Consider the following 12,416-nt stretch of genomic DNA (forward strand, 5'->3'; position numbering starts at 1 on the left):
CCTCTATGTTGACCTGGGACGAAGAAGTCAAACCATCTTTGCAAACATCTCACAACAGCGGCTTGCCTGAAGGCCGCTCGATGGAACTTCCGCCTCTTTCTTTGAACACTGCCGAGCAGCCCCAGGCGCAAGTGCGCATGCTCAACGACGGCGCGTTCGCACCTGTGCAAGCTGCAGCACCTTCTACGTCTGCCGCCGCACCCGCCAAGGCACAACGCGTCAAGGCCTCCGACAAACGCATCATCAATGGCCAGACCGACGTCAACCAGCTGGTGCCGTTCAAATACAAGTGGGCCTGGGAAAAATATCTCGCCACCTGCGCCAACCACTGGATGCCGCAGGAAGTAAATATGACGCGCGACATCGCGCTCTGGAAAGACCCGAACGGCCTGACCGAAGACGAACGCCGTCTGGTCAAGCGCAACCTGGGTTTCTTCGTGACCGCCGACTCGCTGGCTGCCAACAACATCGTGCTGGGCACTTACCGCCATATCACGGCACCCGAATGCCGCCAGTTCCTGCTGCGCCAGGCTTTTGAAGAGGCCATCCACACCCATGCCTACCAGTACATCACTGAATCGCTGGGCCTGGACGAAGCCGAAATCTTCAACGCCTATAACGAAGTGCAATCGATCAAGGACAAGGACCAGTTCCTGATTCCTTTCATTGAAGTGATTTCCGACCCTCACTTCAAGACCGGCACTACCGAAGCTGACCAGACCCTGCTCAAGTCGCTGATCGTGTTTGCCTGCCTGATGGAAGGCCTGTTCTTCTACGTGGGCTTCACGCAGATTCTTGCCCTGGGTCGCCAGAACAAGATGACCGGCGCCGCCGAGCAGTACCAGTACATCCTGCGCGACGAGTCCATGCACTGCAACTTCGGCATCGACCTGATCAACCAGCTCAAGCTGGAAAACCCCCATCTCTGGACCGCAGAGTTCAAGGCCGAGATCAAGGCATTGTTCATGAAAGCCGTCGAACTGGAGTACCGCTACGCCGAAGACACCATGCCGCGCGGCGTGCTCGGCCTCAATGCGTCCATGTTCAAAGGCTACCTCCGCTACATTGCCAATCGCCGTGCCACGCAGATCGGACTTGAAACTCTCTTCCCCAACGAGGAGAATCCGTTCCCATGGATGAGCGAAATGATCGACCTGAAAAAAGAGCGTAACTTCTTTGAAACCCGTGTGATCGAGTACCAGTCCGGTGGTGCCCTTTCCTGGGATTGATTGACCAGAAAAATACGCGAGACAAGCGAACAATGATTTCAAGAATTGCAATGACCAGTGACAGCACCGAAGAGTGCGCGTTGGGCTTTGCTCCTGTGTTCGCGGCGCTGGGACCGGTTTATCCGGGGCCCAACGCCGTGAATCGCTTTACGTACTCCAACCGTGAAGTGCTCTTTGCAACGTGATCAAGGAGAAAACTATGGCAACTGCGAAAAAAACTGCGGCTAAAAAAGCTGCTCCAAAGAAAGCCCCTGCGAAAAAAGTAGCGGCTAAGAAGGCTCCTGCGAAAAAAGCAGCAGCGAAAAAAGCTCCGGCTAAAAAAGCTCCAGCGAAAAAAGTAGCGGCCAAAAAGCCAGCTGCGAAAAAATCGCCAGCGAAAAAGCCAGCAGCCAAGAAGGTAGCGGCCAAGAAGCCAGCAGCCAAGAAAGCTGCAGCGAAAAAGCCAGCAGCCAAGAAGGCCGCGAAAAAGGTAGCGAAGAAACCAGCGGCGAAGAAAGCCGCTGCGAAAAAGCCTGCCGCCAAGAAAGCAGCGAAAAAGCCCGCTGCGAAGAAAGCCGCGAAAAAACCTGCTGCCAAAGCTGCGAAAGCACCCGCTGCAGCGGCTGCCCCTGCGGCTCAGACTACTCTGAACCCGCAAGCTGCCTGGCCGTTTCCGACAGCCAGCAAGCCGTAAGCAGTAAGGTAATTCTGCTTAGAGCCCGATATCGAAAGATGTCGGGCTTTTTTCATGGCTGGACCGTTCCTGAGGCCATCCACAATTGACACCCCTGTTTACCGCCGCCGGACCACTCCAGCCATGAAACCGTTCCCCGCGCTGCCCGAACTTCCTTTTCTGCGACGGGAAAAGAATGGGGACGTTCTGATCGGCATCCATGTGGTGCCCAACGCCGCCAAAACCGAGATGATGGGCCTGCATGGAGAGGCCGGGCAGCAGGCGCTGCGCCTGCGATTGCAGGCACCGCCCGTGGACGGCAAAGCCAATCAGGCGCTGGTGAAATGGCTGGCCGGTTGCCTTGGCGTTCCGCAGCAGGCGGTCACGCTGGCCCGCGGAGAAGCCTCAAGGCGCAAGCAGTTGCGCGTCAGCGCTGAAGCGGCAAGCCAGGCTGCATGGAATGAATGGCTAAAAGCATTGGACCACCGCGAGCCATAGCCGCGCCGCCTACGACAAGGGAACGATCGCATGCTATTAATTTAATAGCTGGCGGCGCCCATTCTGTCTTGCTCAAGCACTGATTTGTTCGGAATTCAACGTGTAGTTCTGGCCACCGCGCGTGGCGATCTTGAGCGCACCCACCCGGTTCCCCAAGGCGGCGCAGCGGTCCAGCGTCCAGCCTTTTTCGAGGCCAAACAGCAAAGCCCCGCGAAAAGCGTCGCCGCACCCTGTCGGGTCGACCACTGATCCGGCCTTTACCGGTGGCACCAGGGTTTTCTCGCCGCCAATCCAGACCTCGCAACCTTCCGCGCCCAGCGTCACCACCAGGCCCTGCACCCGGCGGGACAATTCGGCGCATGACAGGCCCGTGCGGTCGCACAGCATTTTGGCCTCGTAATCGTTGACGGTCACCCAGGTGGAGAGTTCCACAAAGTGGGAAAGCTCCTTGCCGTCAAACATGGGAAGGCCCTGGCCTGGATCAAAAACGAAGGGGATACCGGCCAGCTTGAACTGCTCGGCATGCTGCAGCATGGCATCGCGCCCGTCAGGCGAAATAATGCCCAGCTTGATGTCATCGCGTGCGTCAATGCGGGTGATATGGGCCTGCATCATGGCACCCGGATGAAAAGCCGTGATCTGGTTGTTGTCCCGGTCGGTCATGATCATCGCCTGGGCGGTATAGGTGTCGCCCACCTGCCGCACAAATTCCGTGCTGATGCCCAGCGTCTTCATGCGCTCCACGTACTCGGCGCCGTCACTGCCGACCGTGGCCATGGGCAGCGGCTTGCCGCCAAGCTGCTGCAGGCTGTAGGCGATGTTGCCGGCGCAGCCACCGAACTCGCGGCGCAGCGCCGGCACCAGAAACGACACATTCAGGATATGCAACTGGTCGGGTAGTATCTGCTCCGAAAAGCGCCCCTCAAAGGTCATGATGGTGTCAAACGCCAGGGAGCCACAAATAACAGCAGACATTCAGTTCTCTCGTTTCAATCAGGGGTAAAAAACCAGGACACGATAGCCAGCCACTCGCAAGGGAGCCGCCGGCGCAGAAGACGGCGGCGACGCTGCAGCTGCAGTGTCCGCATCACCGGATATTTTCATGATGACCAGGCCGGGCATTTCGGAGCGGGGGGCCAGGGTCGGCGATTTGGCGCCAAACTGTGCCGGCGTCAGGATGCGGCGCACCACGGCCTGGTCCTGCGAATCGGTCAGGGTCACTTCCAGGGACGGCATTTCCAGCAGCGTCACACCCGTGTTTTTGAGCGTAAAACTGAGGCGATAGGCATCAGGGCCGATGCGGTTGAAGGTGGAGCTGTCTATGACCAGCGACTCGATATGCCGCGGCGCACGAATGTCACAGTGCAACTGGCCGCAAATACCCTGAAGCGCCGGCACGAGCCGGGGCTCCAGGGCGGCCAGCGTGTCCCTTTGCTGGACAGCCCACTGCAAGACCAGCACGGCCAGCAGCAGCAGGGATAACAAGGCCATGGTCCACCGGGTCAGCGGCCGTTTCCAGAACGCCTTGCGCCTGGCCTCCCGCACAAAAGACACATCGTGCTCCACGCGCGAATCCGGCATGCCGGAGTCCACGTCCGAAAAGGCAAAACTGGAATCATCGTCGACCGCCGGGCGCACCATCACCGGCCGGCGGGCTGGCGGCTCATCCGGCAACACGCTATCAGGCAGTTCCAGCGGATCCTGCTGGCGTTCCTGTTGGGCCCGCTTCCAGCGTACAGGGTCAAAATCAGCCGCACTGTCCTGCGCATCGGCAGGGCCAGTGCCGGAAGGCCTTAGCGGCACCCGGTCGGCAAATGACCTGGCCGGCGCCCATTCCTGTGATTCCGCAGCAGCGGCAACAGCCACGACTGGCGGCGCCGGCGCAGAAGGGACAAATTCCGGCAGCGGCATGGGTTCGGTGTCCGCGACCGCAAACGGTACGGCGGGCACGGGCGATGCCATGTCACGCGGCAGCAGATGCGCGGACGCATCAAAGACTTCAGCGCAATGCCCGCATCGCACCCAGCCCTGTGAGACTTTGAGTTGGTCGGTCACGACTTTGAACATCGTGCCGCATGCGGGGCAGCGCGTAATCAGGCTCATTTAGCGCTGTATTGTAGGGGGCTCACCCCCGCTGACGGCCTGAAAACCGCCATGCGCGGGATTGGGCCGGCTCAGAAGCCGGCGGTCATCAAGATCCAGCCTTCTTGCGCATCGTGCACAGTGAGCTGGCAATAGGGAGCGTAGGCTTCCTTGAGTTCCTCCGCCTGGCGATCCAGAATGCCGGCCAACACGAGATGGCCGCCCTTTTCGACATGCGCGCACAGCAGCGGCGCCAGCACCTTGAGCGGCGTGGCGAGGATGTTGGCCAGCACGATCTGGTATTTGCCAGACGCCTTCTCCGGAAGCCCAGCATTGAGCACCACATGGTTGGCTTCGGCATTGGCGCGCGTCGACTCCACGGCAGCCGGGTCGATGTCGACGGCATCGATTTCGGTCGCGCCGAACTTCGCCGCACCAATGGCCAGGATGCCGGAACCGCAGCCGTAATCCAGGACACGGCCGAGGTTGTTGCCTGCAGCGCCCTGACCAGCCACCCATCGAAGGCACATGCGCGTGGTCGGATGGGTGCCGGTGCCGAAGGCCAAGCCTGGATCCAGGCGAATCACCTGTTTGGCCTCGGCAGGCGGCTCATGCCAGGTCGGCACGATCCAGAATTCGGGGGTGATATCGACCGGCGCGAACTGCGACTGCGTGAGCCGCACCCAGTCTTGTTCCGGCACAGGCTGAACAGCCACCACGCTGCAGGCTGCAAAGAAGTCCTGGGCAGCCAGCACGCCCGCCGCATCGCGCGCCAGAGTTTCAGTGGCAAACAGCGAGACGATTCGCGAACGCTCCCAGCCAGCCCTGGGCGGTGGCATATCGGGTTCACCGAACAAAGCCTGCTCAGCCGGCGTCTGCGCATCGGCGTCTTCCACCGACACACTGAGCGCGTCGAGCGCGTCGAGCGCCTCGCTAAGGGTTTCGACTTCGTCGACAGGAGCCAGCAGGATCAGTTCAAACATCGTTCATCACCAGTTGTACGCCGAGGCGACAGGTATTCAATTCAAGCCGGGGCCGCGGGACTGGCTTTGCCAGACCGCAGGCGCGGCGGCCCCCTCGGGGGGCAGGAAGCTACACGAAGTGAGCGATCGTGGGGGCCACATCCACCGTGGGGGCTTTATCTCTCTCGTTTGGAGAGCCACTCTTCAAGGTAGTGGATATTGGTACCGCCGTCCATGAACTTGGCGTCCACCATCAGTTCGCGGTGCAACGGGATGTTGGTGTTGATGCCTTCCACCACGGTTTCGGCCAGCGCCGTGCTCATGCGGGCCAGCGCCTGCTCACGCGTATCACCGTGAACAATGATCTTGCCGATCATCGAGTCATAGTTGGGCGGCACAAAGTAGTTGGCATAAATATGCGAGTCCACCCGCACGCCCGGTCCGCCCGGCGTGTGCCAGGTCGTGATACGGCCCGGCGAAGGGACAAACTTGTAGGGATCTTCCGCGTTGATGCGGCATTCAATCGAATGGCCTTTGAGCTGGATGTCGCGCTGGGCAAAAGGCAGCTTTTCACCGGCCGCCACCATGATCTGGGTGCGCACGATGTCCACGCCGGTGATCCATTCGGTGACCGGATGCTCGACCTGGACACGCGTGTTCATCTCGATGAAGTAGAACTCGCCGTTTTCGTAGAGAAACTCAAAGGTGCCCGCGCCACGGTAGCCGATCTTTTTGACGGCGGCGACGCAGCGCTCACCAATGCGCTCGATCAGCTTGCGCGGAATCCCGGGCGCCGGCGCTTCTTCGATGACTTTCTGGTGGCGGCGCTGCATGGAACAGTCGCGTTCACCCAGCCAGACCGCATTCTTGTGCTGGTCCGCCAGAATCTGGATTTCGATGTGCCGCGGGTTCTGCAGGAATTTCTCCATGTAGACCTCGGGGTTGCCGAAAGCCGCGCCGGCTTCGGCCTTGGTGGTCTGCACCGCGTGCAGCAGGGCTGCCTCGGTATGCACCACGCGCATGCCGCGCCCGCCGCCACCGCCGGCCGCCTTGATGATGACGGGATAGCCGACCTGCTTGGCAGTGCGCTTGATGACGACCGGGTCATCGGGCAAGGCGCCTTCGGAGCCAGGTACACAGGGCACACCGGCCTTGATCATGGTCTGCTTGGCCGAGACCTTGTCGCCCATGATGCGGATTGATTCCGGCGTGGGGCCAATGAACTTGAAGCCGCTTTTTTCCACGCGCTCGGCGAAGTCGGCGTTTTCGCTCAGGAAACCATATCCGGGGTGGATGGCTTCAGCATCCGTCACCTCGGCTGCCGAGATGATGGCGGGCATGTTGAGGTAGCTGTCTTTGGAAGGCGCCGGGCCGATGCAGACCGACTCGTCGGCCAGCTTGATGTATTTGGCCTCGCGGTCGGCTTCGGAATAGACCATCACGGCCTTCACGCCGAGTTCGCGGCAGGCGCGCTGGATGCGCAGGGCAATCTCACCCCTGTTGGCGATCAGTATTTTCTTGAACATGCGTCGGTAAGCCTGGTTTGGAAAGGAGGCAAGGCGCCCGCTTACTCAATGATGAAGAGGGGTTGGCCGTATTCGACAGCCTGGCCGTTTTCCGAAAGAATCTTGGTGACAGTGCCCGATTTGTCGGCTTCGATCTCGTTGAGGATCTTCATGGCCTCAATGATGCAGATGGTTTCGCCTTCCTTGATGACGCTGCCCACTTCGACAAAAGGCTTGGCGCCGGGGCTGGCAGAGCGGTAGAAAGTGCCCACCATGGGCGACTTGACGGCATGCCCGGCGGGGGCTGCGGGCGCCGCCTCGGCGATCGGTGCGGCAGGCGCGCCGGCCGCAGGCGCCGCTGCGGGAGCTGCTACCATGGCAACCGGCTGCTGCATCACCAGGGGGGCGCCGCTGGATTTGACAATACGCACCTTGCCTTCGGCTTCAGTGATCTCCAGCTCGGAGACGTTGGACTCTGAGACGAGGTCGATCAGGGTCTTGAGTTTTCTTAAATCCATAGGTTCTCTCCAACGACGGTAGATGCTGGCGCGGGATCTCGGCGCAGCTTTTTTGACTGAAAGGCTGGAAACGGCAGGCACTTGACGCGGCCACCGATCTTCCTTCTTTTTTCACTTACTTTCTGCTTTTACGCTTTAAAGCGCTTATCAGTTAATTACTGCGGGGGACGAGCCAGGCGGCTTACCCCGGGAAAGCGCAGAGTGTACATCAAGCCGGAGGCCATTCCCAACCGTCTGGCGGCTGGCCGCTCCGCCTCAAAAACCCCGCGGAAGATACCGTTAGAGGCTGTTCCCGGCTGTTACCGAAGGTTTCGATGCAGCACGGCCCATCAGCAATGCCTTGCGCCTAATTGAGCTTGGCCCAGAGCGCCAGGTCTTCCGGCAGGACCTTGCCGATCTTGCGGTGAAGCAGTTCACCCGAGGCGCTGAACACCGCGGTAAAAGGCAAACTGCCGGCGATATTGCCCAGTGACTTGCTGAGCTCCGTTCCACCCAGGCCGGCCATGCCGACCGGGAAATGCAGCGGTCTGGTTTGCAGCCAGGTTCGCACCGCGCTGGGCTGATCGACAGCCAAACCCAGCACTTGCAGGTTTTTATCGCGATTTTCCTGATAGAAGTAATCCAATAAAGGCAATTCCTCTACGCAGGGCGGGCACCAGGTGGCCCAGAAATTCACCAACAGCAGCTTCCCGCGAAAGCTGCTCAAGGACAGGTTCTTGCCGTCGGGCGTGTCGAAGTTCAGGCTCCAGAATGCGTCGGTCGCACTGCCAGATGGGCTGCCGGGAGTAGGCACCACCACCTTTTCATCCACTGCATGGGGCTGGAATTTCCACCAGGCGACGCCTGCACCCGCCAGGCCGGCCAAGGCGGCGGCGGCGCCATAAAGCATGTTTCTGCGATTCACGTGTTTGAAGTTCCGGTTTGGGGGGAGAGCAATTTTTGCACGGCAGCCAGGTCGCCCCGCGGGGTCCGGCCTTTGGCATCGGGCCGCAGGGCACCGCGCAGGTCGTCGTGGTCATAGACCATCAGGTGCACGCCCACCGTCTCATTCAAAGGTTTGCACACACTTCGCAGGCTGAGCGCTTCCACGCTGTCGCCGGTAAAGCCGGTCACGGTACGCGGCTCGTAGTCCACATTGTGCTCAATCAGGGCAATCTCGGCTGATTTGGGGTCATCGCAGAACAGCTGGATGTAAATGTCGGACAGCCGGGTGGCCGTGCCGTGCCAGACGGCGCCGCCCAGGTAGGGCCGAAATTGCACCAGCCGCTCCATCCAGACCAGCGCCAGTTCACGCAGGGCCGCCAGCTCGGCGGGCTGGGTGTCGGCACAGAAAAGTGCGATGTATTCGCGGACGGCGTCTTCCAGCTCGTCATTGCCCGGCAGCTCGGTACGGGCCGGCAAGGCCATCTGTTTGACGGCGCGGCGTTTGGCCGGACCATATTCCAGCCCTTCTTCCACCACCAGCGCTGCGGCCGTGGCGGCGATTTCGGATTTAAGGGTATGAGGTGTCAAGATCGGCTGGCTTCGGCCAGGAAAGGCCAAAATCGAAGGTCAATGGGTGATGCGGATCAATGATGCGGGTGTGGGCGAAGCGATTGTGCCTTGGGTTGGGTTCCCGCCAGACGCTAAAGTTCACCCCAGCCCACGGCACACCCGACCGCTATGAAATCAATAGCTGGTTGCGCTTATCCATATTGGCCGGGAGGCACTTTTTCCTTGAATTTTCGCCTGGCCACCGGATCCAGGCGTGTGAGGCCCGCGGATAGCCCTGCCTAGAATACAGGCCATGCACATACATATTCTGGGAATCTGCGGCACCTTCATGGGAGGCCTGGCCGCCCTGGCGCGGGAAGCAGGGCACAAAGTGACCGGCTGCGACACCGGCGTCTACCCGCCCATGAGCGACCAGCTGCGCGGTTTGGGGATTGAGCTGATCGAGGGCTACGGCGCCGACCAGATGGCCTTTGAGCCCGACGTGTTCGTGGTCGGCAACGTGGTGTCCCGTGCCCGGCTTGCCGATGGCAGCGCCAAATACCCGCTCATGGAAGCCATCCTGAACAGCGGCAAGCCTTATACCAGCGGCCCGCAATGGCTCTCGGGCCATGTGCTCCACCACCCGACCCACCACCCGACCGGGCCACGCCATGTGCTGGCAGTGGCTGGCACGCATGGCAAAACCACCACCACGGCCATGCTGGCCTGGATTCTCGAAGCTGCCGGGCTGAAGCCGGGTTTCCTGGTCGGCGGCGTGCCGCTGAACTTCGGCGTGTCGGCCCGGCTGGGCGAAGGCAATACCTTTGTCATCGAGGCCGACGAATACGACACCGCCTTTTTCGACAAGCGCAGCAAGTTCGTGCACTACCGCCCGCGCACGGCCATCCTGAACAACCTCGAGTTCGACCACGCCGACATTTTTGACGATCTGGCGGCCATCGAACGGCAGTTTCACCATCTGGTGCGCACCATCCCTTCGCAAGGCCGCGTGGTCGTCAATGCCGCCGAAGCCAGCCTGCAGCGCGTGCTGGCCCAGGGCTGCTGGAGTGAGCAACTGCTCTTCGGCAGCGGCCTGCTGAACAAGAGCGGCTTCATGGCCCACGGCGAACCGCACGACTTTCATGTGCTCAAGGCCGGCGAGGCCGTGGCCCATGTGCAGTGGGGCATCAGCGGCGTGCACAACCAGCTCAATGCGCTGGCCGCCATCGCGGCGGCTGAGCACGTCGGTGTGGCGCCCGAAGCCGCGGCCCGGGCGCTGGCGGAGTTCCAGAACGTCAAGCGCCGCATGGAAGTACGCGGCGTGATCCCGCGCAAAGACGGCGACATCACCGTGTATGACGACTTCGCCCACCACCCCACCGCCATCCATACCACGGTGGACGGCCTGCGCCGCCAGCTGCAAAGCGCAGGCCGGGGCAGCGAACGCATCCTTGCCATCTTCGAGCCGCGCAGCAACACCATGAAGCTGGGCGCCATGACGGCCCAGTTGCCCTGGAGCCTGGAGCAGGCCGATCTGGCGTTTTGCCACGCCGGCGGACTGGACTGGGATGCGCGCGCCGCGCTCGCGCCCATGGGGGATCGCGCGCAGGTGGCCGGCACCATTGACCAGCTGATCGAGCAGGTGCTGGCCGCAGCGCGGCCGGGCGACCACTTGCTGTGCATGAGCAACGGCGGGTTTGGCGGGATTCACGCGAAACTGCTGCAGGCGCTGAAAGCGTGACGGCGAGAATGCCGTGAGCTGAAACCTGTCTTGCTATCAATTTAGCAGCAATCAGCGCATGATTGGCACTGGCTAGAGGCCTGAATTGCTTAAGAAAATCGAGGCGTGGGGACCTAGAAGCTGATGCTTAATGTTGTGACATCTACATGCACAACCGGCTTGCCCAGCGCCGCGCTCGACGCCCGGGCAAATTCCTGAGCCCACTTGGCTTCGGCAAACTTCACCGGCCCAGCCGCCTGGGCCACCACCACCACCTTGTCGGCGGTCAGCAATTTGCCCGTGGGCCGCAGCGGCTCACAGCCCATTTGCGTGAACTGGTCGTCCAGCCACCAACGCGCCACATCGTGCGGCATGGGCTGCACTTCGTTGAGGTCCAGCCGCACCGGCGGGCTGTCCTTGAAGGTCACACTGACTTCGCTGCGCATGATGGGCTCCTGATCGGGGGTTCATGGTCGGCGACTTGCGGGCCTGGTGGCTATTCGCACAAACCCGCGTGGCAGACCTTACTTCTTGGCCCGGCGTGCCTGCACAGCGGTCGAAAGGATTTCCAGCACGTCCAGCGAGTCGTTCCAGCCCAGGCAGGCGTCGGTGATGCTTTTGCCGTATTCCAGCGCTTTGGAGTCGTCCTTGCCAGGGGTGAATTTTTGCGCGCCGGCAGTGAGGTGGCTTTCCACCATCAGGCCGAACACATGGCGCGAGCCGCCTGCCACCTGGCCTGCAATGTCGCGCGCCACTTCGACCTGCTTTTCATGCTGCTTGGAGCTGTTGGCGTGGCTGCAATCCACCATCAGCGTGGCCGGCAGCTTGGAGGCTTCGAGCTCCTTGCAGGCCGCCGCGACGCTGGCCGCGTCGTAGTTGGGCGCCTTGCCGCCGCGCAAAATCACGTGGCAGTCTTTGTTGCCGTTGGTCTGCACAATGGCGACCTGGCCGTTTTTGTGCACCGACAGGAAATGGTGGCCGCGCGCCGCCGCCTGGATGGCGTCGGTCGCGATGCGGATGTTGCCGTCAGTGCCGTTCTTGAAGCCGATGGGCGCCGAGAGGCCCGAAGCCAGTTCACGGTGCACCTGGCTTTCGGTGGTGCGCGCACCGATGGCGCCCCAGGAGATCAGGTCGCCGATGTACTGCGGTGAGATCACGTCGAGGAACTCGCTGCCGGCAGGAAGGCCCAGGCGGTTGATGTCGATCAGCAGCTGGCGCGCGATGCGCAGGCCTTCGTCGATGCGGAAGGTTTCGTCCAGGTACGGGTCGTTGATCAGGCCCTTCCAGCCGACGGTAGTACGCGGTTTTTCGAAGTAGACGCGCATCACGATTTCCAGCGTGCCTTCGTACTTCTTGCGCTGTTCGACGAGTTTGCGGGCATAGTCCAGCGCAGCCATCGGGTCGTGGATGGAGCACGGCCCGACGACGACAAGCAGGCGGTCATCCTTGCCCTGGATGATGTTGTGGATGCTTTTGCGGGTTTTGCTGATCAGCGTCTCGACGGCGGTGCCGCGGATCGGGAAAAAGCGGATGAGATGCTCGGGAGGGGGTAACACGGTGATGTCCTTGATGCGTTCGTCGTCGGTCTGGCTGGTCTTTTCGACGCTCGCATACCAGCTGTCGCTGGCGGAGGTGGCTTTGGCATTCATCGCAGGTTTCCTTTTCTAGATGTCGGTCAATTCGGGGCAGTACACACAATTAAAACGGGCAAAAAAAAACCGCCGGAGGTCCGGCGGTTTTTGGAGAATCGGTGCGTTTTATCGGGTCACGCGTTGAT

13 protein-coding genes are annotated in these 12,416 nt (G+C 61.2%); 4 read left to right on the forward strand and 9 right to left on the reverse strand.

Features of this window, described 5'->3' with window-relative positions; translation table 11 throughout:
- Positions 1-5: 5 nt before the first annotated feature.
- The 3 genes from AC1DZE_RS02990 (at position 6) to AC1DZE_RS03000 (ending at position 2,379) form a co-directional block, all read left to right on the forward strand.
- The gene (locus AC1DZE_RS02990; RefSeq protein ID WP_477668370.1) at positions 6-1,229 is read left to right on the forward strand and encodes a ribonucleotide-diphosphate reductase subunit beta; all 1,224 of its coding nucleotides are present in this window, start codon (positions 6-8) and stop codon (positions 1,227-1,229) included.
- 199 nt (positions 1,230-1,428) lie between these two features.
- Entirely contained in the window at positions 1,429-1,902 is a 474-nt protein-coding gene (locus tag AC1DZE_RS02995; RefSeq protein WP_431098248.1) for a histone H1-like DNA-binding protein, read from the forward strand.
- A 123-nt stretch (positions 1,903-2,025) separates the two neighbouring features.
- On the forward strand, positions 2,026-2,379 hold the full coding sequence (locus AC1DZE_RS03000; RefSeq protein ID WP_477668371.1) for a DUF167 domain-containing protein: 354 nt from the start codon (positions 2,026-2,028) through the stop codon (positions 2,377-2,379).
- A 72-nt stretch (positions 2,380-2,451) separates the two neighbouring features.
- Here the strand turns inward: AC1DZE_RS03000 and AC1DZE_RS03005 are convergent, their stop codons facing one another.
- From AC1DZE_RS03005 to AC1DZE_RS03035, 7 genes are all read right to left on the reverse strand, one after another.
- The gene (locus tag AC1DZE_RS03005; protein WP_477668372.1) at positions 2,452-3,354 is read right to left on the reverse strand and encodes a carbohydrate kinase family protein; all 903 of its coding nucleotides are present in this window, start codon (positions 3,352-3,354) and stop codon (positions 2,452-2,454) included.
- An 18-nt stretch (positions 3,355-3,372) separates the two neighbouring features.
- Positions 3,373-4,482, reverse strand: coding sequence for a DUF3426 domain-containing protein (locus AC1DZE_RS03010; RefSeq protein ID WP_477699761.1), 1,110 nt, complete (start codon positions 4,480-4,482; stop codon positions 3,373-3,375).
- 71 nt (positions 4,483-4,553) lie between these two features.
- A complete protein-coding gene (gene prmA, locus AC1DZE_RS03015; RefSeq protein ID WP_477668374.1) occupies positions 4,554-5,444 on the reverse strand; it encodes a 50S ribosomal protein L11 methyltransferase in 891 nt (296 codons plus the stop codon).
- Between the two features lie 155 nt (positions 5,445-5,599).
- On the reverse strand, positions 5,600-6,949 hold the full coding sequence (gene accC / locus AC1DZE_RS03020; RefSeq protein WP_457281072.1) for an acetyl-CoA carboxylase biotin carboxylase subunit: 1,350 nt from the start codon (positions 6,947-6,949) through the stop codon (positions 5,600-5,602).
- A 41-nt stretch (positions 6,950-6,990) separates the two neighbouring features.
- Complete coding sequence (accB, locus tag AC1DZE_RS03025) at positions 6,991-7,446, reverse strand: acetyl-CoA carboxylase biotin carboxyl carrier protein (protein ID WP_477668375.1); 456 nt, start codon at positions 7,444-7,446, stop codon at positions 6,991-6,993.
- A 346-nt stretch (positions 7,447-7,792) separates the two neighbouring features.
- Entirely contained in the window at positions 7,793-8,350 is a 558-nt protein-coding gene (locus AC1DZE_RS03030; RefSeq protein WP_477699762.1) for a TlpA disulfide reductase family protein, read from the reverse strand.
- Positions 8,347-8,958, reverse strand: coding sequence for a hypothetical protein (locus tag AC1DZE_RS03035; RefSeq protein WP_477699763.1), 612 nt, complete (start codon positions 8,956-8,958; stop codon positions 8,347-8,349). The genes AC1DZE_RS03030 and AC1DZE_RS03035 overlap by 4 nt, the downstream gene beginning before the upstream one ends.
- A 274-nt stretch (positions 8,959-9,232) precedes the next feature.
- On the opposite strand from AC1DZE_RS03035, the gene mpl reads away from it, so the two are divergent.
- Complete coding sequence (mpl, locus tag AC1DZE_RS03040) at positions 9,233-10,660, forward strand: UDP-N-acetylmuramate:L-alanyl-gamma-D-glutamyl-meso-diaminopimelate ligase (protein WP_477668378.1); 1,428 nt, start codon at positions 9,233-9,235, stop codon at positions 10,658-10,660.
- Positions 10,661-10,773: 113 nt separating this feature from the next.
- On the opposite strand, the gene AC1DZE_RS03045 is transcribed toward mpl, so the two are convergent.
- Both AC1DZE_RS03045 and AC1DZE_RS03050 read right to left on the reverse strand, forming a co-directional pair.
- Positions 10,774-11,085, reverse strand: coding sequence for a hypothetical protein (locus AC1DZE_RS03045; protein ID WP_477668379.1), 312 nt, complete (start codon positions 11,083-11,085; stop codon positions 10,774-10,776).
- A 78-nt stretch (positions 11,086-11,163) separates the two neighbouring features.
- The gene (locus AC1DZE_RS03050) at positions 11,164-12,288 is read right to left on the reverse strand and encodes a 3-deoxy-7-phosphoheptulonate synthase (protein WP_477668380.1); all 1,125 of its coding nucleotides are present in this window, start codon (positions 12,286-12,288) and stop codon (positions 11,164-11,166) included.
- Positions 12,289-12,416: the final 128 nt, after the last annotated feature.

The sequence above is a fragment of the Polaromonas sp. P1_F1 genome, from assembly GCF_056405795.1.